Source organism: Brevibacillus nitrificans (genome assembly GCF_003710965.1).
Classification (GTDB): Bacteria; Bacillota; Bacilli; order Brevibacillales; family Brevibacillaceae; genus Brevibacillus; species Brevibacillus centrosporus.
In genome coordinates this window covers 479,130-503,651 of sequence record NZ_RHHU01000010.1, presented here as the reverse complement: position 1 = coordinate 503,651, position 24,522 = coordinate 479,130, and the positions used below count along the sequence as shown (strand labels likewise).

The following is a 24,522-nucleotide window of genomic DNA, read 5'->3' as shown; positions in this document are numbered from 1 at the left end:
TCGTATAATAAGCAGGTGAGCTTGCTTTTTTCCACGGACAGAGGATCTTAAAGCAGGAAGGATTCCATGTGATTCACATCCACCATCATGAAGATGTCGTCTGCGTAGAAGGGATTGTCAGCAGGCAAGGACGCGATTCTTCCATCTATGTCTTTTTGACGGATGGCACGCTGATCGATACCGGACCGAAATTGCTCGAAGCCTCGTTGATCCCGTTCTATCAGTCTTCAGCCTTTGAGTCGGTCGTTCTCACGCACAGTCATGAAGACCACGTCGGAACAGCCGCCTGGATCGAAGCCAATCTCCAGGTTCCCATCTACATCCACGAGAAGGGAGTCACTCGTTGTTCTCACCCTGCCGATTACCCGGAGTATCGAAAGCTTACCTGGGGGGTTCGCGATCCTTTTGACGCCCATTCCCTCGGAAAGTCGTTCCATTCTCGCACGCTGGACTGGAAAGTGCTCGAGACCCCTGGCCACGCCCAGGACCATATCGCTTTGATTCACGAAAAGACTGGCCGTTTGTTTGCTGGAGACCTGTATCTGGGCGTAAAGACAAAAGTCATTTTGCGGGAAGAGTCGATCCCCACTATCATGAACTCGATTCGGCTTGTACTGGCTCACGATTTTCAGGCCATGTACTGTGCACATGCCGGCTATGTTCCCAATGGAAAAGCGATGCTGCAAAAAAAGCTCGAGCATCTGGAGAACCTCACAGGAGACATTCTGCACCTGCACAGCAAAGGACTGAAAGCAGACGAAATCAATCGGGCCCTTTTTCCCCTGCAGCTTCCCCTCGTAGAAGCATCCGAAGGCGAATTCGATTCGATACATATCGTCCATTCCATCCTCGCAGCCTATGAACAGCACGAGAGCATATGCTGAGAAAATGGAATTGAACCAAAAAACGCGGAACCGTTTTTGCACGGCTTCGCGTTTTTTTGGCTGTTAGTCCTTTGGAAAGATCTGATTCAAATGGTGCGCCAGATGCTCGACATAATCGCTCATCAACCATTCCAAGGTGACGGTGGTTCCATCGGGCAGCTCACAGGCGTTTTGCCCATTTGCTGGGGGCATAGACGACATCACTCGCAAAATCGACTGGTTGAGTCCGACCCATAGCTGCAGGATTTCCTCCGCAGGACGATCCTGATAGGCCTGGAGACTCACCCACTCATTTTGCTGGTAGGAAATGACGCGGTAGGGCTGCTCCTGCTGTGCTCGTATAAAACGCCCCAGATTGTTCGTTGCGGAATCGCATAGATGGCCCAGTATTTCAAGCGGCGACCATTTCTCTGGAGCTGCTTTTTTCGTTACCTGTCCAACGGGTAATGCGCGAAAAGCTTGAGGAACCTCTGACAAATGCGTGTGCAGCTGGGCGATGGTCTTTTCCATCGGATCACCTCCTGATATTGCAGACTACACTATCAGGAATTTCCAGAACCGTCCAATCAATAGATCCGATGGCAGGAATCACGACTTTCAATGGGTTTTCATGTTCCGCTTGATCCGCAGCGCGAACATTTCCAGCAGGATTGCTATTGCCAAAATGAAGTAGGTGATGGCCCCGACTTCCCGCATGTCATAGTAAAATCCGCTTGCCATAAACATGTCATACCCGATCCCGCCTGCTCCTGCCGCTGCCCCCATCGCCACCGCGACAGAGAAATTGATCTCAAACCGCAGAAACGTCCAGGAAATCAGGTACGTAGCACAAGAAGGCAGGACGGCCTGGAAAACGATTTGCCACCAGTTCGCGCCGCTCGCCCTAAGTGCCTCGATGACGCCTTTGTCCAGCTCTTCGAATGCCTCGGAATACGCTTTGATCAAATAGCCAACAGAGTGGAAGGTCATACCGATGACAGCCGCTACGCTGCCCAAGCCTGCTGCTACAGAAAAGATCAGGACCCACAGTACGGTAGGGACCGCCCGAATAAACGCCACGACACCCCGAATCAAGGTAGAAGCGAGCTGCGTAGACAGGTTGCGGGCAGCCAACAGCCCTAAAAACAGCGCAATGACTGCTCCGAACAGCGTCGTTAGAAATCCTAAGCCCATCGTTACCAACACCTGATAGATCGCTTCGCCGAACCCAACGTGCTGCAAATGCGGCTCCAGCAGCACCGTTTTCATGGATTCCAGCGATTTGAGGATCGCTTCGCCGATGACGACATCCTTGTAGTCAAACGTCAGAAACCCGTAAATCGTGGCAGCGACCAAAACGAGCATCGTGAGCTGGATGATGATGGTTTCCCGATTGACGGTCTTCACCTTGATTGCTTTGATTGGCAAGGCTCCTTTGTGCTCTCTCGACTCCATGGACAGTGGCTTCAAGGACTCTTCCATTTCCACTACAAGATCTCCCTCCTAATGTAGTTGGACACGTTCTCGATGACCAAAATGGCGAAGACCACTACGAGGACAACGAGACTTGCCGCATGGTAGTTCAGATTTTTGTAGTACAGGCTAAAAGCAAAGCCGATTCCCGTCCCGGTCAAAATTCCGATAAGTGTCGCACTGCGGATATTCGTTTCGATCATAAACAGAATCCAGCTGATGATTTGCGGGATGCAAGACGGAATGACAGACTGAAAAATGATCGAGAAGTAGCTGGCACCAGTCGCTTGCAGGGCTTCCACCGAGCTGCTGCTGACTTCATCAATCGTTTCGGTAAAAGCCCTGGTCAAAAAACCAAAGGAGCCGAAGAACAGGGCAAAGTAGCCAGTCAATGCGCTTTGCCCAAAGGAGAACAGCAAGATCATGGCCCATGCAGATACATCAATATTGCGGAACAGCGTGGCGATCATTCTGGTTACTTTTCGCGTAAAGCCGTTGATGCCCGTCGTCTCCGAACCAAAGATGGCAAACAGCAGGGCAAAAAGCGACGCAACCGAGGCAGCTGCAATCGAGATCAGCACCGTTTCCTGCAGCTTGACCAAAATATCGGGCAGCCTCGTCCACGACTGTTCATTCGGATAAAAGTTGGAGAACGACCATGTTACCGCTTTGGGGATCGACGTAAAGCCTTTTTCCACATCGTACTCTGTTATCACGATGGCGACGAAGGTGACCAGAAGGAGCAGCGCCAGGAAGACGATAGAATTTCTCCGCCGTTTGGCAAAAAAGTCAGCCTGCATGTTTCCCTCCTACATCCATGATCAGATCCCCCATCTCAGAACCGTAGATTTCGTGAATCTGATCCGTCGTGATGTCATCGGGGGAGCCGTCATACACGACTCTTCCTTTGTTCACGCCAATAATCCGATCGGAATATTTCAAAGCGACCTCGACCTGATGCAGATTGATCAGCACCGTGATACCCATGTTCGTCGAGATGTTTTTCAAATGATCCATGATGATTTTGGAAGCATTCGGGTCCAAGGAAGCGATCGGTTCATCACACAAGAGCAGCTTGGGAGACTGGATCAAGGCCCGGGCAATGCCCACCCGCTGCTTCTGACCGCCGCTGAGCTGGTCTGCACGCTTGTACATCTGCTCCTCCAGGCCGAGGATCTGCAGCAGCGACGCAGCCTGCTGCTTCTCCTCCTCCAGATAGAGTCCGAGCATACCAGCCAGCGTCGACTTGTATCCGAGACGTCCATGCAGAACATTTTCGATCACCGACAAGCGATTGACCAGGTTGTAGTGCTGAAAGATCATGCCCATCTTCCTGCGGATCATCTTCAGCTCCCGCTTGCTGCTCCCACGCACATCTTGCCCGTCGAACCTGATCTCTCCGCTGCTCGCCTCGATCATCCGGTTGACGCAGCGCAGGAGGGTCGATTTCCCCGCCCCCGATGGGCCGATGATCGAGACGAACTCCCCCTCCTTCACGGAGAAGTCAACATCAGATAACGCCTTCGTATTTCCACCGTACTGCTTGGATACTTTTTTCAATTCCAGTAGCGTCGTCATCTTCGACTCTCCTCGCTCCGTCTGATTGTATGCGTCCGCCATTATTTCCCAAGCTCGCGAACGGGATTGAACCAAGCGTCTTCCACCTGAACAAATTTCTCATCACCAGAAGCCTTCTCGTACAGCGCCGTCTCCTTGCTGTCCTTGGGTGCGAAAATCTTCGGATTGCTAGCCGTTTCCGCCGCAGTGAAGGCAGCGAGGATCTTGTTTTTGTCCTCTTCGCTCACCGTGCCTGTGTTGATTACAAAGGGAGCGTTCAATACCGGTGTTACCGCGATGGAGACAAACTCCTGGCCTTCCAGCGTGTTAAATGGCTCGGCAGCCCCTTGTTTGACCTTGTACACAGCACCTGGCTTGTTTTTCTCTCCATCTGCCAGCTCAATGTAGTTATTGACACATGTATCGCAAAACGCGGCTACATCTGCCTTGCCTGTCAGCAGGTTCACTGCGGAGCCTTGGTGGGAGCCGCCGTACAAGACTTCACTGAAGAATTTGCCAGAACCACCCTCAAGCAAATCCTCCGCCTTCAGCGACTTGAAAGCGTCCTGCTTGCTGAAATGGGAAACGATCCCGGTAGAAGGAACTTTAAAGCCGGAAGTAGAGCTGTTGGAAACAAAGGAGAACTTCTTGCCCGCGATCTTGTCGATGGAAAAGCCGTCGCCGCTCTTGTACTGGTCTTCCTTTCCTTTTTTCACGTTGAGCCAGCTGTAGTATACCGCGTCCTCTAAAGTACCGGACTTGCCGCTCGGTACGACGAGAGGAAGCACTTTTTGGTTTTTGTCGTGTGCCTGGATGTAGCCTTCTGCGCCCAGGAAGGCCAGGTCCGCATTGTCATTGGCGATCGACTCGACCGCAATAATGTAGTCCGTCGTCGTCTTGTGTTCGACCTTTTTCCCCGTCGCCCTTTCAATCATGGCCCCTATTTCATCACGAGAAGTCTTCATGTCTTCCCCTGATTCGTTTGGCAGCCAAGCGATGGTGAGTGTGTCTTTCCCTTTGCCAGAGCCTGCTTCGGTTGTAGAGCAGCCTGCTGCTACCGCTGCGGCAAGAATACCTGTGAGTATCAAGGACCATGTTTTTTTCATCGTCATGCTTCCTCCCGATTGATCATTCGAATTATGATTCGGATATCAAACACCAGCGCCTTGCCTTTCTACTGCATCTACGAGCCTTCCATTTTGCATGCTGTACTCTCTGTCGCACAGGTTGTTCATGAATTCGAGGTCGTGGAAAATGCCCAGCATCGTCGTGCCTTCGCTCATCAGCTGCTCCATCAGCTCACGAACCTTGATTTTGGAGGCATTGTCCAGGCTTGCGGTCGGCTCGTCGAGAAGCAAGAGTCTCGGGCGCTTGACCATAGCTCGCGCGATATTCAGGCGCAGCTTTTCCCCGCCTGAGAAAGTAGCCGGATAGCTGTCCCACAGACTCGGATCGAGCTCGAAATGACGGAGAATCTTCTCGGCTTCCCGCCTGGCTTCTTCGTGCTCGCGGCCCATCTCCAGAAGCGCCTGTTGGACCAGCTCTCTCGCTGTCGTACGCGGCATGACGTGCAGAAACTGGGAGACGTACCCGATCTCGTTTTTGCGCAGATCGATCATTTCGCGTTCGGAAGCGTGAACGAGGTCGATGGGACCGTACCTCTGGGAGTTGTACCAAATGCTCCCTCCTTGGGGCAAATAGGTTCGGTAAATGCACTTCAGCACGGTCGATTTGCCGCTGCCGGACTTCCCGGTGATCCCGACAAATTCGCCTTCTTTTACATGGATGTCGATTTGTTCGATGGCCTTGATCTGCTTGTCGAGATTGTGCAGCGTAAACGACTTGGACATATTTTCAATGGTCAGTATGCGTTCCACCCTATCACCCTGCTTTCCCCTTGCTTGGAGGTATCGATCAAATGCGGTAATTGGTCTTCTGGACGAGTTCTCCATCTACAAACACGGCTGTGATCACCGGAAAGTCCGGATCAATTTTTTCGATGATTAATAGGTCTGCCTTTTTCCCTTCCTGAATCGAGCCGATCTCTTGGTCCAGACCGACCGCTTTGGCGGGGTTGATCGTGATCAGCTTGAACATCTCAGCCAAATCGAGGCCGTAGCTTTTGTTCAGCTCAAAAATGGCGTGGAGCATAGCTGCGGGGTAGTAGTCGCTGCACAAAATGTCGATGTAATCGTTCTGGATCGCTTCTGCCGCCGACAGATTTCCATTGTGGGAGCCGCCCAGCATGACGTTCGGAGCGCCTGCGATGGTGTGCATGCCTTGCTCTTTCGCTTTTTTCGCGATTTCCAGTGTGATCGGAAACTCGCTGATGGTCGCGCCAAAGGTCTGCACCAGCTCCACTTTTTCGATGCTGTCATCGTCGTGGGAGGCGATGGAGATCGCCACTTCCTGCGCCATTTCTGCAACCTCGCGGATTCCTTCGATGGTCATCTTGCTCTGCGACTGACGATTGGCGATCATCGTCTCGATCTCTTCATCCGTCATGTTGCCATAGCCTTTGATCGTCTTGCGATACATCTCCAGATCGCGGTATTGTCCCTGGCCTGGCGTATGGTCCATGAACGACACGAGATGGACTTTGCGCTCGGCAATAAAGCTTTTCAGATTATCGATCTGGTCGATGTTGTCGATCTCAAAGCGCGCGTGCAAGCGATGGCGCACCAAATGCTTGGTATGACGCGTCTGATCGACCAAATCGATGAACTTGCGCACATTTTCCGGCTGGCGAATCGGCTTGTAGTTATACTCGGACCCTTTGTACAACGAGAGCGAGTGGTACATCGTCGTGATGCCGTGCGAGATGAGCTGTTTTTCTGCCTCTCGCAGACTGAGATGAAAATCCATCAGAGAGGTTGGGCGTGGTGCTGCCATGTGCTCGATATAATCGGAATGAAGGTCGATAAAGCCGGGAGAAACGTACCCGCCTTTGGCATCGATCATTTGCGCATCGTGCTCTGGTGCAAGCTCCCCCGCACGCGCGATTCTCTCGATCCGGTTTCCAGACAGGAGCAGATCAAATCCGGTCAAGATCCCTTCTTCTGTGACGATTTTTCCGTTGGTGATTACGTACACGCGTCGTTCCTCCGTTTCTGATAGGGCCTGTGGTATCTAGACCAGGGAATGCACCAGCTGCTGGGTATACGGGTGCTGCGGGTCCTCGAGAATCTGATCCGTCAGCCCTTGCTCGACTACCTTTCCATCGAGCATGACCATCGTGCGGTCTGCCAGCATGCGAATGACACCCAGGTCATGCGACACGATGATGATGCTGATATTCAGCTCGCGTTGCAGCTGCTTGATCAAATCCAGCACGCTTGCCTGCACAGACAAGTCCAGTCCTGTCGTCACTTCATCCAAGAGCAGAATCGGCGGATTGTTGGACAGTGCCTTGGCAATTTGCACCCTTTGCTGCATGCCGCCGGAGAAGTTCTTCGGCGCTTCCTTCATCCGGTAGGTCGGGATATTCACATGCTCCAGCAGCGCCATCCCGCGCTCTTCCATAGCGCCAACGTGCCGGCTGCCTGCTGCGATCAGCTTTTCCGCAATATTGCCGATCGCCGAAAAATTCATGCGCAGACCCAGAAGCGGATTCTGGTACACCTTGCCCAGCACATGATTGCGGATGTATCGCTTTTGCTGAGCGGATTCCTCGAAAACGTTTTTGCTTCCGTCCTGATACGTGCGAATATAAGCCTCTCCGCTCGTGACTTCCTGGTCAAAGTACAGACATCTCATCAGCGTCGATTTACCGCTCCCGCTCTCCCCGACAATCCCAAGAACCTCCCCAGGATACAGGTCAAAGGAGATATTCTGGCAGGAGTAGACCGTTCGGCAGACCGGACAAAAGTTTTTCATCAAGCTGTCTGGCGTAAGGACACGACAATGGTCGCAGCCGTTACCGAACTGCTTGTTTACTTCCCGTACGGATAAAAGGGGTGTCGCAAACTCATCCATGAACGGTCACCTCCACCGGTTTTTCCTGGCTGTTCAATCGGGACAAGCAGTAGCTCGTGTCATTGCATTGGTGATACGTCTCCCCTGATTCCTCTTCCACCAGCTCATCCATGAAGACCCCTGTTGCACCGCACACCTTGCAGCTTTGCTGAGAGGATGCCTCCGGTTGGAAGGGATAGTCGTCAAACGCAAGCGAGACAACCTTTGTATAGGGAGGAACGGCAAACACCTTTTTCTCCCGGCCCGCTCCAAGCAAAATCAATGCCTCGGAATGATGCATTTTCGGATTGTCAAAGCGCGGGATAGGACTTGGCGTCATGACGTAGCGGTCTTGAACCATCACCGGATGAGCGGCCCCAGTCGACATGCTGCCATAGCGCATAATCTGTTCAAACAGCATCAGCCATGCCCCGCTGTATTCCTTTTCGCCGTGCAGCTTCTTCGTTTCCCGCTCGCTCGGCTCATACTCGCGCAGGGGCTCGCAGATCGGAACCTGCAACACCATGATTTGCTTGGAGTGGAGCGGAATCTCCGGAATGCGGTGGCGGGACTGAATGATTGTCGCTTCGCCCGTTTCCTCCGTCTCACGAATTCCTGTGGTTTTGTTTACCAGCTTCTTGATATTTACGGCATTGACAGACTCATCGGAGCCTTGGTCGATGACCTTGAGCACGTCGTCCTTTCCTACGAGTGAAAGGGTTAGCTGCAATCCGCCCGTTCCCCAGCCTCTTCCGATCGGCATTTCCCGGGAGGCAAAAGGAACCTGATAGCCCGGAATGGCGACCGCCTTCAAAGTCGCTCTCCTGATTTCCCGCTTGGAGCCTTCATCAAAAAAGGCAAAGTTGTAGTCGCTCATCAGTTGCCCTCCTTTTGCTCGCTTGCTTCCTTGCGCTTCGTTTTGCGTGCGCTGTCCAGCTTCGATTGGAATGTGACGTAGTGCGGCATTTTCAGGTGCGAGATGAAGCCTGTCGACTCGACCGAATCGATGTGGAACAGGACGAACTCCTCATCGCTTGTCGGGTATTCCGGATTGCCCTTCTCCAGGCTGTTGTCCAGGATTCCCATCGCGATCGCTTTGGTCTCGTTTTGTCCATAGCACAGACCGTAGCCGATCTGAAACTCGATTTCCTTTTTGCCGTGCTCCTTTTCCACTGTGACGGGAACGATCATTTCAGCCTCGGTCAGCTTGATCGCCCCGATGTAGTACGTATCCTCATCCTCCGTTTCCGGATGGATCGGGTTGTCGATGTAGATCGGTATTTGTCCGACACGCAGTTCCCCTACTGTGGGATGAATCACGCCATAGGCACGGATGACAGCATAGGCGAGAGAGGTAACGGCTCCTGTCTGCCCCCGTGTCAGTACCTGCAAACGCTGGCTGCGGCTCGTCGGAAACGTCAGGCTCTTTCTCGTGACATCATCTGGCTCCAGGTCTTGATCCTCGCAGTCGGCCAGCAAGCCTTCCTTGCGCAAATAGTCCATCACCTTCGGATAGCGGATCAGGTCCAGCTGCTCTTGCTGCCCCTCGTTTTCCTCTGCAAATTGCACCAGCCACTCCAGCGCTTCTTTTTGTGTCTCCTCGATCAAATCAAAATCCAGCAAGCGATGCGTGTAATCCTGGGTCGCCCCGAGGATTTGCCCGCCGGGAATGTTTTTGAAGGAAGCTGAGATTCGGCGCTCAACCCGCATCTCTTCGGACTCGATGGGGCGGGAATAATGCTTTCTCGGAAGCGTCGAACGATAGGCACGGAGCAGGAATACGGCTTCCTCTGGATTTCCCTCCGCCTGCTTGATGGCGATGGCCGCCAGCTTTTCATCGTATATGCTTCCTTCTGACATGATCTGATCGATCAGACCTCTCATTCCGCCTTCGATCTCTTCAATCCCTAGCACCGTGCCTTTTTTCACTCGTTCGTATTTCAACCGTTTTATCGACTCTTCAATCGCGAGTGTGCCGCCTTTAACCGCTATGTAGCCCATTTATGCCATCACCTGCTCTATTTGTGTCGTGCGGGGCAGCCCCAACAGCCGATGCTCTTCATCTACGAATAAAAGGTCAATCCCCAGAGGGAATTCTGCATTTTTCTGTGCGCGTGCACGCATCCATTCGCCGCTGCGCTCGACGCGAGCCATGCTTTGGGTCTGGATGCCGGGTCCTTTGAGCAGCATCCCTCGCTCGTTGCTCACCAGCTGTGCTTCTACGATAATCGTTGCGGATTCGTGCGGATTGATCAGCTCGCCCGCTTTCGCCAGTTCGATTGCCGCCTCCAGCTGCTGCGGTTCGGCGCTCTTCAGGACGAACACATAGTTGGCCTGGTCAGCGTCTACTTCCTTGGCATACGTAAGCTGGTTGATCAGCCTTTTGACTTGCTCCTGCTGCTCACGGACACCTACTACCGCAAATGTCACTTCCGTATCGAGCAGCATCAGGGCTAGAATCAAGGTCGTCGGGTAGCAGTCGCAGTCGATATCCAGACGATTGGCCTGATCTGCCAGATGAGATACCAAGCCTGGGCGTGACAGGGAATCCAGTACGCTGCGATAAGCAGTCTGTATGTCATGAACGATGTCCAAACTCATTGATTTCCCCTCCTTACTCCTCATCCATGGTTTCAAAGCTGACCTTTGTCTTGAGCACGCCGCTCTGTTCTGCCAGTCTTTGCTTTTGATACGCTGCTTCTTCCTGGATCAATCGATCTGTCCAGTCAGCTGTCTCTTTCAATCCCGCTTCATAAGCGGCATCGATGACAGCCAAATGATAAGCCAGCTTTCGATCATGCGAGTGGAGGACGCCCAGACCAATCGATCCGTTGATCTGTACCTTGCACTCGGTTACGAGAACTTCCCCGAGGTAGAACAGGCTTTTTTGCGCCGTCTCCCTGACTTTGACCATGACCAGACCTTGATTCGGTTCTTCTATCGTTTTCACGTCATATCGTTCCAAAATTTCCTCTGCCAATTGGGCTGCCAGATTTCTGGAGCCATTGATCAGGATTTCTGTTCTCCTTTTCCTCTTCATCCGCTTGCCTCCCTAGCTCGTAATCTCCTTGCCCTTTCAATCTATCTTGTTGCCAAGTTCGTGGAGGTAAAGACTGCGTTAAGGATGTTTGCGTTTTGTATAGGAACTGTTTCTTTTTTGTTAGGCTACAGCACATACGTGAAGCAGTCGCTTCGATAGAGCGTCCGGGTGCATTCGAGCATTTTGCCCGCTACCAGATCTCTACAGCCGGACTCCAGGACAAGCAAGGGTACTAATCCTGCGCATTCCAAAAGTTCGCGTTCGTATTTGGTAGGCACCATGACGCTTAAAATGGTCTTCTCGTAGGCACGCTCCGTGAAGCCCTTCTCCTGATAGAAGTCGTACATCGAGGTGATCCGGCTTCCTTCCGTGCGAATGTCGGGAAACACGGATTCTGCCACAAAGGAGGTATGCAGTGCGATGGGCTTTTGATCTACGAGACGCAAGCGGCCGATTTTAAACACGCTATCCTTCTCGTCAACACCGAGTGTTTGTGTGAACAGGGAATGGTCTTCTACTTCCTCGCAGTAAATATTGCGGGATTCGTAGTTGTACCCGAGCTCGATCATCTTTCTGCTGAAGCTGGTATTTCCCGTGAGAACCAGCGGAATTTGCTGCAGCCTGTCTTTCACATAGCTCCCCATTCCTTGTCTGGAATACACATACCCAAGCTCCTGCAGACGATTGTAGACTTTGCGCGCTGTCATCCGAGGAACCTTGTACTGATCTGCCAGTTCATTTTCGGAAGGCAGCTTGTCGCTTGGCTTGTATTTGCCCGCGTGAATATCTGCAATCAGATGATCGATCATTTCCATTTCCTCTACCAATTCCAACCGCCCCTTTATCCTCACAATCAAAGGAAAACGGCATACCCAACCGCCCTGCGAGGTATGCCGTTTTCCTTTGTGATTGAATCAAAAAGCTTTTCCCTTCCGATCCGTCATTATCCAAAGTGTCCGTATTTTTCTATAAAACTGTCCAGGTCATTGAGTTCATGGAAACGTTCCTCGATCATCTCGCGCGGCCACTCCCACCAGGCAATTTGCAGCAATTTCTCGCGTATTTCCTCCGGGAAGCGCATCTTGATCGGCTTAGCTTGGACGCCAGCGACGATCGAATACGGCTCTACATCCTTGGTCACGATCGCCCCGGAAGCAACGACTGCTCCTGTGCCGATAGTGACTCCCTTCATGATGATCGCTCCGTGACCGATCCACACATCGTGGCCGATTTTCACCCGATTTTGCCGGCGCCAGTCAAAAATGGACTCGTCATCTGTAGCTGCGAAGCCATAATCGATTCTGCGGTAGGTCATATGATGCTGAGTGACACGATCCATCGGATGCTGAACGGGATTGATACAGACGTGAGAGGCAATCGAGCAGTATTTTCCAATCTCGGTATAGTTGATCGTGACGTCATCCATCGTGTAGGTATAGTCGCCGAGGACAGATTCGATGATCTTGTTGGAGGAACCTATGGACGTCCAAGCCCCTGCCCTGGAATGGACGACATTTGCTGTCTCATGGATGATCGGCTCGCCGGACGAACGGGTAGGCTGTGCAACTTGGTGAATGGTCTTCATATCGCTTTGCACCTCTTATCGCTGTGTCATTTGCTGTTCGGCAATGGCATTTTGGCGGGCCTGGATCGCGTGAACGGCAGAGATACCCGGACTTTTTTCTCCCAGCACAACCTCTTTTTCGCCGTAAAAGCCGTGGAAATCGGTGCCGCCCGTCATAATGAGATCGTATCGGATTGCCAGCTGCTTGGCTTGTTCCTCCATAGCCGCATCGTGCAAAGGGTGACGGACCTCGATGCCTTCCAGTCCGCAGTCAACCAGCTCCGGCACGGCTTCAAAGTTGCCGTATTGCCCCGGGTGAGCCAGAACCGGAACGCCTCCTGCCTGGCGAATCGCGGAAATGGCGTCTTTTGCAGCCACATACTCGAGCGGCATGTACGCAATCCCTGGCTTCTCACCATTTTGGCCACGGGAAAACAGCTTTTTGTACAAGTCCCCGTAAATCGATGCTGTGTAGCCTTTTTCGATCAACGCATGCATAATATGCTGCTTGTAGACGCCCGTCCCGCCTTTGGCATATTCCATGACCTGCTCCCACGTAATTTCATAGCCTGCCTCCATCAGAGCCTGTACCATGACAGCGGAAGCCTGGTGGCGCTTTTCGATCAGCGGCGCGCAAATACGGTCAATGGCAGGATGACCGGGCTGGATATAGTATCCGAGTACGTGGACTCTCCGGCTTCTTGCAAAGTCGTAGGCAGATATTTCAATTCCGGGAATGATCTCGACGCCTTTTTCTTTCCCCAGCTCGACCATCTCGGCAAGCCCCCCGGTTGTATCGTGATTGGTAATCGCCAAATGAGAGACTTGTTCGTTTACAGCCAACTCTATGATTTCTTCAAAGGTCAGTGAACAATCCGATAGCTTCGTATGGCAGTGCAGGTCTACCTTCATAAAATGACCTCCTCCCTTTCCATTTCCGAGTGGGCGGTGCGTATGAAGTAACTGTAACTTGGCACCAAGCAGCACGGGTTAATTCCGCTTGAACCCGGCGTAAATATCCTGTAAAGGCACATTTACAATGGAAGCTCAATGGAAGCTCCATCCATTGAAACAAAAAAAGGCCTCCCGGACGACACGCGTCCCGAAAGGCCTCTTGGGTCTGTTCCTTATTTTTCTACTTGGATAAACGGAGTCGCTCCCCCCGTTACATTTGGCAGCTTTCCGTCCCATTTGCGGATAGCTTCCAGCTGCGCCTCGATCTGTCTGAGCTGAATCAGCTCCGGAGTGACCTCCTGTTTTTGCAGACGCAATGCTTCCGCCTGAGCCTGCGCTTTCGTAATCTCCTGCTCTTTCTCGATCTTGATCCGCTCGAGGTCCAGCTTGGATTTGAGCGCTTGCTGCTCCGCTACCTGTTTGGATTCAATCGCTCGGTTGAATTCGTCGCTGAATGTGAATTCGCGGATGTTGATCTCATCCAGAATGATATTGTAGGTCGAAAGCTTTTGCTTCAGAGCATCTTTTACTTTGTTGCTCACCTCGGACCGCTTGGAGATCAGCTCCTCTGCCGTATACTGCGCAGTTACCGCCTTGAGTGCTTCCGCGATCGCCGGGTCTACAATCCGACTGGCGTATTCGAGACCGACCTGCTGATACAGCTTGTTGACGTTTTCAGAATCCAGATGGTGGTTGACCGCAATCGTCGTCGAAACCGTTTGCAAATCACGCGATGCAGAGGTCTGACTCGTCTCGGACTTTTGCACCCGTACCTCCATAGGAATAACCGTTTGAACGAACGGAATCTTGAAATGAAGCCCTTCCTGTAGCACTTTTGGCTGTACCGCTCCGAGCTGCAGGACCACTCCACTGTGACCAGCTGAAATAATCGTAAAGGATTGAGTTCCGAGCAACACCACGACAAGAATCACTACGATAGCTGTAAGCAGCCGTCCGGATTTAAAGGGACTCATTTTCACCACATTATCGTCTGCCATGTTCCGCCTCCCCTTTTCTTTTTTATATGTCTATATAGGCATACGGATAGGGGGGATATAAGTTTCGTTTGATTTCTTTCTGGTTGCTGGTAAATATATGAGGCGGCTGAAAAAATTAGACGGCCGTTCCTGTTTCCCACTGGGACGCCCCATTCCCAAGCCTCCGCTTCAGCCCTCCATGAACTGATCTAACGGCTTGCAAAATCGATGGAATAGACCTTCTTTGGCCGCCCTTTCAGCTTCTCTTGCTTCTTGTACGAAATTTTGGCGGCACCGCTTTCCTCCAGCCTTTTCAAGATCCGATTGGCCTGACGTAATGTCAGATTTAAATGATAAGCCAGCTCCTCGCCTGTGAGCTCATTACTTTTCCGCTTGGCCAGGACAGCAAGTATTTTTTGGATTTGCAGGACAGAGACGCCATGTGCTTCACTGAGTCGTTCCACGTGCGGCTCAACGGTATGGGTGAAATGAATACAGGTGTCCTCTCCTAACGGCCCGATCACTTCCTCGTTTTCCGTTATGACATAGGAGCAGTCAAGCTCATGGGAGACAGCCGCATGACTCGCTTTTTGCGCACAAATTTTCGCCTGATAGAGCGTAGAGCCGACACCCCAGCCGATGTTTACGGGAAACGGCAAGACCTGCTTCAAATACTCGAGGATGGCGCATGCCGTGAACTGATTCGTCATTTGCTTTAATTCACCAAATGTCGTAATCACTTCAAAATGCCCCGATTTCTTCTGAATGACGGACAGTACCTTTTCCTTGTTGTGAAACTCAAGCAAAGCCTTGTGCAGCAAAATTTCCTTGAAATCATCTGGTTCTGACAGAGAGAGGATGCCGACCGCGCTCTGGTTTTCCAGCAAATTGGTGATTCGCAGCTCGCTTACGATCTGCTCGATACGCTCCACGATCGTTTCCTTGGACGCCAGCATGACAATATTTGGAATCCCCACTTGATTTAAACGCTCGACGACGTTGCCCAAACCGGTAATGGACAGATCGATTTTTCCCTGCTGCCATAGCATTTGGTGATGCTTAAACACTTCATCGTAGACGTCATAGGTGTATTCCAATTGTATGTAATGGGGGAATTCCTTCTCTGGCAAGGCATCCCTCAGCCCCATGAAGTTGTTCTGCTCATGGATGAAATCGATGAAAACCCGAGAAAAATCCAGCTGTTTATTCCCGTTGCTGATGGAAAAAAGACGTTTATAGAAGTCCCCTTCTTTCATCGTCACAAAGTACGTGGGGGTTTCAAATTCCTGCCATTCCTGCTTCGCGATCGAGTAGCCGAGCGGTCCACTAAACAAAATACCGTGGACATAATGCCGGTGCTTTTCATACAAATCTTTGATTTCATGCAGCTGGGCATAAGGAATCGGGACAAGCTCGCATTGCCCTTGCAGCATCGGCTCTGCGTCCATAATTTGTTGCATCGAATAATTGGCCGCAATCACACCAATTTTAATCATGATCTCGGTTTCCTTTCTGTCCTGATGAATCTAGTTCTTATTATACATGGAAAAGTTAGTCATCAAAATGCGCTAATTTTCTTGCAATAGCCAAAAGTTAGACTTATAATCCATTTTAAGAAATGTCCAAAACATTTCCTAAAATAAATAAGTTGGGAGGAAGCTGAACTTACAACCGTCCGTTTTACGAAGAATGGCAGAGGGGGAGGTTTTCACCGCATGGATGAAAGCGCATACAACAAAAAGACAAAAACCATTGTACTCGTTCTTCTGTTCTTGACCTGGATCGTCAACTACCTCGACAAAAACTCGATGAACATTGCGATTGTGGCGATCTCGAAAGAATTTCAGCTGAACCCCACCCAATCTGGAATGGTGATCAGCAGCTTCTTTCTCGCCTATGCCATCATGCAGCTGATCGGCGGATGGCTGACCGATAAACACGGAGCGCGCAAGGTCATCCTGGTCTCCCTGTTGGTCTGGTCTGCCTTTACGGTCTTTACCGGCTTTGCTTGGTCATTCGCATCCCTGCTCGTCATCCGCTTCCTCTTTGGAATCGGCGAAGGCAGCTTTCCGTCCGCCAGCTCTGTCGCCCTCGCAGAAACATTTCCGAAAGAAGAACGCGCTCGGGCAAAAGGTGTGCTTACCTCAGCCACCGCAATCGGCGCCATCGTCGCTTCCCTTCTAGCTGCGCTCATGATCAAGCACGTTGGTTGGAACGTCATGTTTTATTTTTTCGGTGTACTCGGCTTTCTTTTCTTTCTCTTGCTTTGGAAGTACCTGCTCCCACCGGGACAAAGCGCGCAAGTAAAGCGGCCTCAAGTCTCGATGAAAAAGGTACTGAAAAATCCCCTCGCCTGGAAGCTGATGCTGATCTATTTCGGAATCAGCATGGTGAACTGGGGACTCAGCTCCTGGATGCCATCCTATTGGATCAATGTGCGTCATATCGAACTCGTAAAAACCGGAATGATCTCGATTATTCCCGTCGTCTTTTCCCTGATTGCGATAAACAGCAGCTCCTGGCTCATGGACAAAATGGGCGCTGGCAAAGAAAAATTTATTATTGCTACTGGTTCTCTTATTGGCATCATTTCGCTATTCCTGATGATGAACGCCTCCTCGGTTACGATGGCGGTGACCTTCCTTTGCCTCGCGAATTTCGGGATGGGCTTGTCGGCAGTTGTATTGGCGATGCCGCTCAAGTATTTCTCTCAGGAGGCGATGGGCTCGACAGTTGGAATTATGTACTTCGGGGGGCAAATAGCGGGAACGATTGCGCCTACGCTGCTCGGCTACATGATTACCCTGTTTAACGGCTCCTATGATGCTGCCTTTACCTTGTTGATCATCGCATTGGTGATCCCACTCATCACCTGCTTTTTTCTTCGACTACAACAGACTCAAAATGAAAAAGGGGAGAAGGTCGCATGAACGATTTGCAGAAGATTGTCCAGTTCATTGAAAACAAAAAGGAAAAGCTGATTCAGGTAAGCGACAAGATCTGGGGATTTGCTGAAACCCGCTTCGAAGAGTTCCAGTCAGCCGAGCTGCTCTGCGAAACATTGGAAGCGGAAGGCTTCACCGTAGAAAAGGGCATCGCCAACATGCCGACAGCCTTCGTAGCCAGCTTTGGACAAGGAAGTCCCATTGTAGCGATTCTAGGGGAATACGATGCCCTGTCCGGGCTTAGCCAAGAAAAAGGAAGCGCGACCGAAAAGGCCATCCAGGCAGGCGGAAACGGACATGGCTGCGGACACAATCTGCTGGGAGTAGGCTCGCTCGCTGCTGCCATCGCCCTGAAAGAAATGATGGAACGGGAAGGTCTCCAAGGGACAGTCCGGTACTACGGCTGCCCTGGTGAGGAAGGCGGTTCCGGCAAAACGTACATGGCGCGCGAAGGCTGCTTTGATGATATCGATTTCGCGCTTTGCTGGCATCCGCATACGGTGAATTCCATCATGCCGGGTAATTCACTCGCCAATTATCAGGTCTACTTCAAGTTTAAAGGAAAGAGCTCGCACGCCGCCGCTTCCCCGCATCTGGGGAGAAGTGCACTCGATGCCGTGGAGCTGATGAACATCGGCGTCAACTACTTGCGCGAGCATATTATTCAGGACGCGCGTATTCACTACGCGATTACGGATGCCGGCGGTTATTCACCAAACGTCGTTCAAGCGCAAGCAGAGGTGCTCTATCTCATCCGTGCGCCGAAAACCGGACAGGTGCAAGAAATCTATGAGCGCGTGTGCAACATCGCCAAAGGTGCGGCCCTCATGACTGGTACGGAAGTCAAAATCGTTTTTGACAAGGCGTGCTCGAATGTCATCCAAAACGCTACACTCGAATCCACGCTGCATCAAGTAATGGGCGAAATCGGTGTACCTACTTTTAGCGAAGAAGAGCTGGCGTTTGCCAAAGAGCTGCAATCCAGCTTATCTGCCGCAGACATCGCCGAGGAATTCGGCAGATATCCGAAAGAGCTTGAGGCTGCTTTGAAAGAAAAGCCAATGGCCGAGGTCATCATCCCATACTCCCCTGCCTCCAACCGATCTGTCGGTGGCTCTACAGACGTAGGAGATGTAAGCTGGATCGCCCCGACAGCACAAGTTTTCACGGCTTGCTGGGTCCTCGGCACTCCTGCCCACACTTGGCAGGTCGTGACCATCGGCGCGACTTCCATCGCCCACAAAGGTATGCTCCAAGCAGGGAAGGTGCTGGCCGGAGCGGCTTTGGAAGTCATCAAAAACCCAGAGCTGCTGGAAAAAGCGAAGCAGGAGCTCAAAGATCGGCTTGGCGACACTACGTATCAATGCCCGATTCCTGCCGATGTCATGCCTTCCCGTTATCGTAACGGATAAGCGAGCTTTGCTGCTTTTCCTTGCTTCCAACTTAAAAAGCCGCCAGGAGCATCTTCCTGGCGGCTTTTTCGTGCTTTCTCGATCGTTTTTCTTTCTTACAGATTCTCCCCATAGAACGCGGTCAGCTTCGTTACCGCCTGCGCGACATATTCGGGAATATCGTACATGGCGATATGCGTCGCGCCTTCGACCCAGAACAATTCCTTTGGTCCATTCGACAGCGCGTAGAAGTGCTCGCTGTAGCTGCGTGTATCTGCCTCGCTTCCCACTACCAGCAGGAGCGGCTGAGTGAGGTAGGCGCCGATCTGGCTCGATGCCGAGAAAGCCATGAGTTTATCGAGGCTGCTAAACAGGAAGCGATTCGTAGAATTCGGGTGCAAAGCGCGCGGCGTACGATAGTAATCGTAGGCTTCACGCATGAGTACAGCCGTATTTTCATTGATTTCTTCCGCGCAATTCGGTGCCCAATTCAGGTACATCGGTTCTGCTCCCTTTGCCTCGGCTGTGCGCTGTTTCGCAACGGCTTCAAGTGTTTGCAGGTTCGCAGCAGTATCTTCTCCGCGGAACATCGCCCCGATATCCACCGCGCTGACCGTCGCTACCGCCTTGATGCGGCGCTCTGTTTGCGAAGCTGCTACGGCATAGCCGCCGCCTGCGCAAATGCCTAGTGCCCCGATTTTTTCTTCATCCACAAACCCAAGAGCCGACAAATAATCCACGGCAGCGCGAACATCTTCCACTCTGGCAGCCGGGTCTTCGAGCAGACGTGGTTCGCCGCCGCTCTCCCCTTGATAGGATGCATCAAATGCCAGGGTAACAAAGCCTTGGTTCGCAAGTTTCTGCGCATACAAACCAGCAGTTTGTTCCTTGACCCCGCCACCGGGATGAACGGTGACAAGCGCTGGGTATTTTTTGCTTTCCTCAAAGCCGGCTGGCAAATAAAGATCGCCGGCCATTTGGATTGTGCCATTCTTAAAGGTGATGGATTTTTTCATGGTTATTCTCCTTCGCACTATGATGGTTGGTAGGTCTGAAATAATAAGCATTGTTCAATTAATGAACTTATGTTTATTATTATAAGTGTGCCTAATAAAACTACAATTGTTAGTTTCACTCCATTTGTATAGTAGTGAACACTATGCAGGAATCTGTTCATTATCTTCAGAAAGAGCGGTGATCTCTACGATGCCGAAAGTGGATCGAAGAATACTCAAAACACAAGAAGCCCTTCGAAATGCCGTAGTAGAGCTCATGTCTGAAAAAAGCTTTGATGACATCACCATTCAAGACCTCTCAGACAGAGCAAACGTAAGCCGCGGCACGATTTATCTTCACTATCAGGATAAATATGATTTGCTGGATAAGCTGATCGAATCCCATATTACCCAGCTGCGTGAGCTGTGCGAAGCGGTGGCTGAGCTAGACTTTATAGAAGCGACCCAGATCTGGTCCCAATACTTCGAAGAAAACTATTCGTTCTTCTCGTTGATGGTAACGAGTAAAGGAGCCCCCTCTTTTCGCTCTCGCTTCCTCAACTACCTGATTGAAGAGGTTCGAAAAGAAGTGAACGTCACGCAGGGAAAAAACGAAGGTTGGAATGAAGAAGTGATTGTTCAGTTTGTTGCATCTGCTATCGAGGGGTTAGTGGAATGGTGGTTTACCAATGAAAGGCCAGTGCCGCATCAAGTGCTGGCAGAACAAATGGGGAAACTGCTGGAGAGAAATCTCTAAAAAAAATAGTGGTAGCCTGCTCCTCGGCTACCACCATCCATTATTCACAATCATCTTGGGAACGCGCTGCCTCAAGCAGAACCCGTCCCATCCGCTCGGCCTCAATCCGGCAAAGCTCAAATTCGACTTCGCCAGAGACGTGGGAGATGAGCTGGATGATTTCCGCACAACCGTGGCTGCAAATGAGAAAGGACGCCCACTTCCCTTCCGCTCGCGGGACTTTTCTGGCGTGAAAGCCGCTTTGAAACCCGCCAAGACTCACACTACCACACCTTCCTTTTTTCTTTTACCACCCAAAAACTAACCAGCCACACATGCAGGTATAATAGTGAGGCGAGCATGCCAAAGCCCGCTGAGAAAAGGGAACGGCTTGTCAGTAAATGGATTGTAATCCCGAATTGCAACAGCGCCATCAGCAAAGCTCCCGCAACCGCGTACGCGATAAAGCGAAACAAGTACACAATCACGGGATTCGCCCAAGCGATTTGACGGTTCAAAGCTTCTATTCCTATGGAAACGGGCACACCTCCCACTATATAGACGGGGATCGCATAAATCAGATAGATCGCCACCAGTGAGAAAAATGACCAGTAGTACGTGTTCGGCTGCTGCTGTGCTGCCGGGATGTAGTTGAACCACGCCAATATCACGCAAAACAAAAGCGAGGAGATCAGCGCGACCACCACTTTTCGAATCATGAAGCGTATACCTCCTTCCTTTCGGTTTACCAAACTGCCCACCTAACTATACCCTTCATTTGGAACGACGGAACCTATTTTCACAAAAATTGTTTCGATTTCGACACCGCTTCCATGATCGCGGATTGGCTCCAAAAAGAAAACACCTGCCTCTAAGCAGGTGTCTCTCTCCTCGTTAGTTTCCGTTTTCTGCTTCAAACTCGCGGGCTATCCGTTCCAAGGCTTCTTTGATGACAGGTCTTGGCGAAGGGAGACAAATTCTCTGGTATTGCCGCCCCTCTTCCCCAAACATGCCCCCATCCTCCAGCAGCACATTGGCTTTGTTGTAAATCCGATCATGGACCTCCTCTGGCGACAGTCCATAGCCGCTAAAGTCCAGCCACATCAAATACGTTCCTTCGGGAATCCTCGTTTTGACTTTCGGCATTCTTTCCGCCAAAAAGCCCATGACATATTCGATCGTACCGTCGATATATTCCTTTAGCTGGTCCAGCCAATCCTCCCCCTCTGTATAGGCGGCGATCAGAGCGGTGATGGTAAATGGCGACGCTAAGTGCATGCCCAGTGTTTTACGGAACGTCTCTCTATACCCTTCGTTGGGGATGATGACATTCGTACAGTGCAGCCCTGCTACGTTAAAGGTCTTGTTGATCGCCGTACATGTGATGATGTGATCCGCACGCTTTGCTGCTTTGGCGATTGGAATGAAGGTTTGATTTCGCCTGATGAGATCTCCATGAATTTCATCTGCGACGATCAGCACGTCATTTTTTGCGCAAATGTCTGCCAGCTGCTCTAGCTCTTCGCGGGTAAACAACCGTCCCGTCGGATTATGAGGGTGGCACAAAATGAACATCTTCGTATTTTCGTCTTTCGCCTTGCGTTCGAAATCCTCGAAGTCAATCGTGTAATAGCCCTCTTCATCACAGACCAGCGCATTGTTCACCACTGTTCTTCCGTTTCCTTCTATGGCCCCTGTAAAAGGCGGATACACAGGACGCTGAATGATGATCCCGTCTCCGGGGTTTGTAAACGCCTTGACCGCCACATGCAGGGCATGAACCGTTCCTGGACTGTAAATGATCGCATCCTTTTGAATCTCCCAATCATGCCGTTTTAAAAACCACTGCTGGATCGCTTCAAAGTACGCTTCCGGAAAAATAGAGTAGCCGAATATTTTATGATCGACCGTTTTATGCAGGGCATCGATCATGGGCTGCGGTACGGGCAAGTCCATGTCTGCTGTGTATAAGGGGATCGTCTCCTCGTCATATCGCTCCGTCAGCCCATGACTTTTGATGAATTCCCCTCCATCCCATTTCAGCGAATACGTCCCTCTGCGTTCCGTGATTTCATCAAAATTGTACTTCATGGGACAGCCCCCTCTCGTTTTTTCGTCCTTTGTTTGGGGAACCGGCGATTTCTCTCGATACCCCCAAGGACAGCTAGTCAACTGCGCAGCGCATACTGGATATCCACGATCTCAATCTTCGGGCCCTCCCGCAGCTCAAACCTCTCAGGCAGACTTTTCACGATCGGCCCGTCCAAGTACGCTTGGAGTGCCTCCCCCGTCTCCCACAAATAAACTCCCCCAACTTCGCCTGTTTCTTCATAACGAACGTAATATTTTTGGATGAGACCTGGCAGCGAACGAAATTTTTCGAACCCTGCCTCTGACAACTGACTTAATTCTTCCGCTGACTTTTTGGTTGAAAAACGCATGATCAACATTTTCATGAAGCGACCCTCTCCCTTCTATTTATGCATAGTACTTGCTTCGCATTTTATTTCTGCTTTCTAGCTCGCAAGCTCCCTTTTATTGATTCACTCCGATTTTATGATCATGGATGGGACCTACGTTTATCGGCCGCTCGTCCTCAAACCCGGACATCTTTCGGTTCTTCATCCGCGGGGTTCCTCCCACAATCCACACGTACAATGCCGCAAATACGATGAAGCCGATCGAAAAATACAGACCTGTTGCCGGGATTTCCTTCATGAGCAAGAATCCTTGAAAGAGCTGGATCACCACTGTTACACCGACGAGGAGATTTAGATTTTTGGGCTTCAGCTTGATGAATGACTTTTCGTATAAATCCGGGTATTTCTTCGGTAATTGAGTCGCGGCCAAGACAGGCAGGACGCTGTTGAGCAAAAACAAGCCGAGTCCCATCTCCGTGACTGTCTCCAGCGATACTTCCGTGACGACGGGGATCACTCCGATCAAATAAAAGATGGTAAGCAGCCAGTGAGGTGTGCCGTACTTTTTATTGACGGCCCCGAGACCTTTGGGAAGCCAGCCGTCATCGCAAGCAATGAGGAAGCCTTTGGTCACCCAGGAAAAGGTGGCATTCAGCGTCGATGCGATGGCGAACAGTGAGCCTCCGATAATGAAGAACAGAAATAAAGGCTGAGGAAGAATGGCTTTCGCGACTTCATCGAGATGCTTCCCGGCTACTTGCTCAATCGGCAGAACACCGGACGCTACGGCTGCCATGAACGCGTAAATAACGGCGATACCGGCAGTCGTCAAAATGATCGTGAGCGGAATGTCTCTTTTGGGGTTCTTCATCTCTCCCCCCAGCTCAGCGACAATGCTCGCTCCCCCGGTTGCAAAAGAGACTAGGCCCGTCGCCGTTAAAAACCCGCCTAAGCCGCTGGGAAACATCCCTGTCACTGCAAGCGTATCCCACTGAATCTTGGGAACACCCCACAAGATGAAGACGAACACTGCTATTACTTTTACCACGACCAGAAACCCTTCCGCGGAAGCAGCCGATTTCACCCCAAACATATTCACTACATAGCAAAGAGTAAGGATTAGGACAGCAATCAAGCTAAAATTCACAGAGGGAAGGAGCGATTGAAAGTACTTGGCGAAGGAAATGGCGTACGTGGCAAGGGTCAGATTGGCGACCAAGAAGATAAGCAAGTAGAAAAAGCCAAGGCGAGGAGAGAGAAGGCGGCTCGTGTATTTGTAGGGCCCTCCTGTCGTTGGGATGGAAGCCCCCATGATGGCAATGGGCAGCGTCGTGATCAGTGTCAGCATGGCAGAGAGTACGAATGCCGGGGTCACACCGCTTCCCGTTAAAGCGATTGCAATCCCTGTCAAAGACATGACACCTGCACCGATAATCTGTCCGATTGCCATGACAACCACATGCCATAGGCTCAACTCTTTTTTAAGCTGGTATTCTCCATTCATGTTTGATTCCCCCTTCGATGATAATTTTTTATCACGATCATAATTTATTATTGTTCATCATTTCTGTAATTGCAAGTATTTTTATAATTTTCTATCAATTTAAGTTTTTATCTCTTCCTTCCCTCGACCCACGAAAAGAGCTACAATAG

The 24,522-nt window shown here is 51.1% G+C and carries 27 protein-coding genes; 4 read left to right on the top strand and 23 right to left on the bottom strand.

Annotation, left to right across the window (positions count from 1 at the left end; all coding sequences use genetic code 11):
* The first annotated feature begins 68 nt into the window (after positions 1 to 68).
* Positions 69 to 884, top strand: a complete 816-nt coding sequence (locus tag EDM59_RS15965; protein WP_122924501.1) for an MBL fold metallo-hydrolase — start codon at positions 69 to 71, stop codon at positions 882 to 884.
* 63 nt (positions 885 to 947) lie between these two features.
* Here EDM59_RS15965 and EDM59_RS15960 read toward each other — a convergent pair whose 3' ends face one another.
* From EDM59_RS15960 to EDM59_RS15880, 17 genes are all read right to left on the bottom strand, one after another.
* Positions 948 to 1,394: a DinB family protein gene (locus tag EDM59_RS15960; protein ID WP_122924500.1), complete on the bottom strand. Its 447-nt coding sequence runs from the start codon at positions 1,392 to 1,394 to the stop codon at positions 948 to 950.
* Positions 1,395 to 1,481: 87 nt separating this feature from the next.
* Positions 1,482 to 2,345 carry a PhnE/PtxC family ABC transporter permease gene (locus tag EDM59_RS15955; RefSeq protein ID WP_122924865.1) on the bottom strand — a complete coding sequence of 288 codons (864 nt, stop codon included), beginning with the start codon at positions 2,343 to 2,345 and terminating at the stop codon, positions 1,482 to 1,484.
* A gap of 5 nt (positions 2,346 to 2,350) precedes the next feature.
* Complete coding sequence (locus EDM59_RS15950; RefSeq protein WP_122924499.1) at positions 2,351 to 3,136, bottom strand: PhnE/PtxC family ABC transporter permease; 786 nt, start codon at positions 3,134 to 3,136, stop codon at positions 2,351 to 2,353.
* Positions 3,126 to 3,914: a phosphonate ABC transporter ATP-binding protein gene (gene phnC / locus EDM59_RS15945; RefSeq protein ID WP_122924498.1), complete on the bottom strand. Its 789-nt coding sequence runs from the start codon at positions 3,912 to 3,914 to the stop codon at positions 3,126 to 3,128. Before phnC ends, EDM59_RS15950 begins: the two co-directional genes overlap by 11 nt.
* Before the next feature lie 41 nt (positions 3,915 to 3,955).
* Entirely contained in the window at positions 3,956 to 4,999 is a 1,044-nt protein-coding gene (locus EDM59_RS15940) for a PhnD/SsuA/transferrin family substrate-binding protein (protein WP_122924497.1), read from the bottom strand.
* A 45-nt stretch (positions 5,000 to 5,044) separates the two neighbouring features.
* Positions 5,045 to 5,770, bottom strand: coding sequence for a phosphonate C-P lyase system protein PhnL (gene phnL, locus EDM59_RS15935; protein ID WP_122924496.1), 726 nt, complete (start codon positions 5,768 to 5,770; stop codon positions 5,045 to 5,047).
* Positions 5,771 to 5,807: 37 nt separating this feature from the next.
* Positions 5,808 to 7,022, bottom strand: a complete 1,215-nt coding sequence (gene phnM, locus EDM59_RS15930; protein WP_281274576.1) for a phosphonate metabolism protein PhnM — start codon at positions 7,020 to 7,022, stop codon at positions 5,808 to 5,810.
* The gene (locus EDM59_RS15925) at positions 7,023 to 7,868 is read right to left on the bottom strand and encodes an ATP-binding cassette domain-containing protein (RefSeq protein ID WP_122924494.1); all 846 of its coding nucleotides are present in this window, start codon (positions 7,866 to 7,868) and stop codon (positions 7,023 to 7,025) included.
* On the bottom strand, positions 7,861 to 8,727 hold the full coding sequence (locus tag EDM59_RS15920; RefSeq protein WP_122924493.1) for an alpha-D-ribose 1-methylphosphonate 5-phosphate C-P-lyase PhnJ: 867 nt from the start codon (positions 8,725 to 8,727) through the stop codon (positions 7,861 to 7,863). The genes EDM59_RS15925 and EDM59_RS15920 overlap by 8 nt, the downstream gene beginning before the upstream one ends.
* Positions 8,724 to 9,848: a carbon-phosphorus lyase complex subunit PhnI gene (locus tag EDM59_RS15915; RefSeq protein WP_122924492.1), complete on the bottom strand. Its 1,125-nt coding sequence runs from the start codon at positions 9,846 to 9,848 to the stop codon at positions 8,724 to 8,726. The genes EDM59_RS15920 and EDM59_RS15915 overlap by 4 nt, the downstream gene beginning before the upstream one ends.
* On the bottom strand, positions 9,849 to 10,448 hold the full coding sequence (gene phnH, locus EDM59_RS15910; protein WP_122924491.1) for a phosphonate C-P lyase system protein PhnH: 600 nt from the start codon (positions 10,446 to 10,448) through the stop codon (positions 9,849 to 9,851).
* 13 nt (positions 10,449 to 10,461) lie between these two features.
* Complete coding sequence (gene phnG, locus EDM59_RS15905; protein WP_122924490.1) at positions 10,462 to 10,887, bottom strand: phosphonate C-P lyase system protein PhnG; 426 nt, start codon at positions 10,885 to 10,887, stop codon at positions 10,462 to 10,464.
* A gap of 125 nt (positions 10,888 to 11,012) precedes the next feature.
* A complete protein-coding gene (locus tag EDM59_RS15900; protein WP_342769209.1) occupies positions 11,013 to 11,720 on the bottom strand; it encodes a GntR family transcriptional regulator in 708 nt (235 codons plus the stop codon).
* Positions 11,721 to 11,830: 110 nt separating this feature from the next.
* A complete protein-coding gene (locus tag EDM59_RS15895) occupies positions 11,831 to 12,472 on the bottom strand; it encodes a DapH/DapD/GlmU-related protein (RefSeq protein ID WP_122924488.1) in 642 nt (213 codons plus the stop codon).
* 15 nt (positions 12,473 to 12,487) lie between these two features.
* On the bottom strand, positions 12,488 to 13,363 hold the full coding sequence (locus EDM59_RS15890; protein ID WP_122924487.1) for a PHP domain-containing protein: 876 nt from the start codon (positions 13,361 to 13,363) through the stop codon (positions 12,488 to 12,490).
* A 215-nt stretch (positions 13,364 to 13,578) separates the two neighbouring features.
* On the bottom strand, positions 13,579 to 14,403 hold the full coding sequence (locus EDM59_RS15885) for a prohibitin family protein (RefSeq protein WP_122924486.1): 825 nt from the start codon (positions 14,401 to 14,403) through the stop codon (positions 13,579 to 13,581).
* Positions 14,404 to 14,591: 188 nt separating this feature from the next.
* A complete protein-coding gene (locus tag EDM59_RS15880; protein WP_122924485.1) occupies positions 14,592 to 15,878 on the bottom strand; it encodes an HTH domain-containing protein in 1,287 nt (428 codons plus the stop codon).
* 219 nt (positions 15,879 to 16,097) lie between these two features.
* On the opposite strand from EDM59_RS15880, the gene EDM59_RS15875 reads away from it, so the two are divergent.
* A complete protein-coding gene (locus EDM59_RS15875; RefSeq protein ID WP_122924484.1) occupies positions 16,098 to 17,312 on the top strand; it encodes an MFS transporter in 1,215 nt (404 codons plus the stop codon).
* On the top strand, positions 17,309 to 18,739 hold the full coding sequence (locus tag EDM59_RS15870; RefSeq protein WP_122924483.1) for a M20 family metallopeptidase: 1,431 nt from the start codon (positions 17,309 to 17,311) through the stop codon (positions 18,737 to 18,739). Before EDM59_RS15875 ends, EDM59_RS15870 begins: the two co-directional genes overlap by 4 nt.
* Positions 18,740 to 18,834: 95 nt before the next feature.
* On the opposite strand, the gene EDM59_RS15865 is transcribed toward EDM59_RS15870, so the two are convergent.
* On the bottom strand, positions 18,835 to 19,734 hold the full coding sequence (locus EDM59_RS15865) for an alpha/beta hydrolase (protein ID WP_122924482.1): 900 nt from the start codon (positions 19,732 to 19,734) through the stop codon (positions 18,835 to 18,837).
* A gap of 190 nt (positions 19,735 to 19,924) precedes the next feature.
* Here EDM59_RS15865 and EDM59_RS15860 point away from each other — a divergent pair, with 190 nt between their 5' ends.
* Positions 19,925 to 20,470: a TetR/AcrR family transcriptional regulator gene (locus EDM59_RS15860; protein ID WP_122924481.1), complete on the top strand. Its 546-nt coding sequence runs from the start codon at positions 19,925 to 19,927 to the stop codon at positions 20,468 to 20,470.
* A 40-nt stretch (positions 20,471 to 20,510) separates the two neighbouring features.
* Here the strand turns inward: EDM59_RS15860 and EDM59_RS15855 are convergent, their stop codons facing one another.
* From EDM59_RS15855 to EDM59_RS15835, 5 genes are all read right to left on the bottom strand, one after another.
* Positions 20,511 to 20,732 carry a hypothetical protein gene (locus EDM59_RS15855; protein WP_122924480.1) on the bottom strand — a complete coding sequence of 74 codons (222 nt, stop codon included), beginning with the start codon at positions 20,730 to 20,732 and terminating at the stop codon, positions 20,511 to 20,513.
* Between the two features lies 1 nt (position 20,733).
* Positions 20,734 to 21,168, bottom strand: a complete 435-nt coding sequence (locus EDM59_RS15850) for a hypothetical protein (RefSeq protein WP_122924479.1) — start codon at positions 21,166 to 21,168, stop codon at positions 20,734 to 20,736.
* Between the two features lie 175 nt (positions 21,169 to 21,343).
* The gene (locus EDM59_RS15845) at positions 21,344 to 22,540 is read right to left on the bottom strand and encodes a MalY/PatB family protein (protein ID WP_122924478.1); all 1,197 of its coding nucleotides are present in this window, start codon (positions 22,538 to 22,540) and stop codon (positions 21,344 to 21,346) included.
* 77 nt (positions 22,541 to 22,617) lie between these two features.
* Positions 22,618 to 22,905 (bottom strand): YdhR family protein, encoded by a 288-nt coding sequence (locus tag EDM59_RS15840; protein ID WP_122924477.1) that lies wholly within the window; start codon positions 22,903 to 22,905, stop codon positions 22,618 to 22,620.
* 79 nt (positions 22,906 to 22,984) lie between these two features.
* Complete coding sequence (locus tag EDM59_RS15835; RefSeq protein ID WP_122924476.1) at positions 22,985 to 24,373, bottom strand: APC family permease; 1,389 nt, start codon at positions 24,371 to 24,373, stop codon at positions 22,985 to 22,987.
* Positions 24,374 to 24,522: the final 149 nt, after the last annotated feature.

What these genes read in the sequence shown, in the direction of transcription:
- EDM59_RS15960 (WP_122924500.1), bottom strand. Translation starts at nt 1,394, where the DNA reads ATGGAAAAGACCATCGCCCAGCTGCACACGCATTTGTCAGAGGTTCCT.
- EDM59_RS15955 (WP_122924865.1), bottom strand. Translation starts at nt 2,345, where the DNA reads ATGGAAGAGTCCTTGAAGCCACTGTCCATGGAGTCGAGAGAGCACAAA.
- EDM59_RS15950 (WP_122924499.1), bottom strand. Translation starts at nt 3,136, where the DNA reads ATGCAGGCTGACTTTTTTGCCAAACGGCGGAGAAATTCTATCGTCTTC.
- phnC (WP_122924498.1), bottom strand. Translation starts at nt 3,914, where the DNA reads ATGACGACGCTACTGGAATTGAAAAAAGTATCCAAGCAGTACGGTGGA.
- EDM59_RS15940 (WP_122924497.1), bottom strand. Translation starts at nt 4,999, where the DNA reads ATGAAAAAAACATGGTCCTTGATACTCACAGGTATTCTTGCCGCAGCG.
- EDM59_RS15925 (WP_122924494.1), bottom strand. Translation starts at nt 7,868, where the DNA reads ATGGATGAGTTTGCGACACCCCTTTTATCCGTACGGGAAGTAAACAAG.
- EDM59_RS15915 (WP_122924492.1), bottom strand. Translation starts at nt 9,848, where the DNA reads ATGGGCTACATAGCGGTTAAAGGCGGCACACTCGCGATTGAAGAGTCG.
- phnH (WP_122924491.1), bottom strand. Translation starts at nt 10,448, where the DNA reads ATGAGTTTGGACATCGTTCATGACATACAGACTGCTTATCGCAGCGTA.
- phnG (WP_122924490.1), bottom strand. Translation starts at nt 10,887, where the DNA reads ATGAAGAGGAAAAGGAGAACAGAAATCCTGATCAATGGCTCCAGAAAT.
- EDM59_RS15895 (WP_122924488.1), bottom strand. Translation starts at nt 12,472, where the DNA reads ATGAAGACCATTCACCAAGTTGCACAGCCTACCCGTTCGTCCGGCGAG.
- EDM59_RS15890 (WP_122924487.1), bottom strand. Translation starts at nt 13,363, where the DNA reads ATGAAGGTAGACCTGCACTGCCATACGAAGCTATCGGATTGTTCACTG.
- EDM59_RS15885 (WP_122924486.1), bottom strand. Translation starts at nt 14,403, where the DNA reads ATGGCAGACGATAATGTGGTGAAAATGAGTCCCTTTAAATCCGGACGG.
- EDM59_RS15880 (WP_122924485.1), bottom strand. Translation starts at nt 15,878, where the DNA reads ATGATTAAAATTGGTGTGATTGCGGCCAATTATTCGATGCAACAAATT.
- EDM59_RS15875 (WP_122924484.1), top strand. Translation starts at nt 16,098, where the DNA reads ATGGATGAAAGCGCATACAACAAAAAGACAAAAACCATTGTACTCGTT.
- EDM59_RS15870 (WP_122924483.1), top strand. Translation starts at nt 17,309, where the DNA reads ATGAACGATTTGCAGAAGATTGTCCAGTTCATTGAAAACAAAAAGGAA.
- EDM59_RS15865 (WP_122924482.1), bottom strand. Translation starts at nt 19,734, where the DNA reads ATGAAAAAATCCATCACCTTTAAGAATGGCACAATCCAAATGGCCGGC.
- EDM59_RS15860 (WP_122924481.1), top strand. Translation starts at nt 19,925, where the DNA reads ATGCCGAAAGTGGATCGAAGAATACTCAAAACACAAGAAGCCCTTCGA.
- EDM59_RS15850 (WP_122924479.1), bottom strand. Translation starts at nt 21,168, where the DNA reads ATGATTCGAAAAGTGGTGGTCGCGCTGATCTCCTCGCTTTTGTTTTGC.
- EDM59_RS15845 (WP_122924478.1), bottom strand. Translation starts at nt 22,540, where the DNA reads ATGAAGTACAATTTTGATGAAATCACGGAACGCAGAGGGACGTATTCG.
- EDM59_RS15840 (WP_122924477.1), bottom strand. Translation starts at nt 22,905, where the DNA reads ATGAAAATGTTGATCATGCGTTTTTCAACCAAAAAGTCAGCGGAAGAA.
- EDM59_RS15835 (WP_122924476.1), bottom strand. Translation starts at nt 24,373, where the DNA reads ATGAATGGAGAATACCAGCTTAAAAAAGAGTTGAGCCTATGGCATGTG.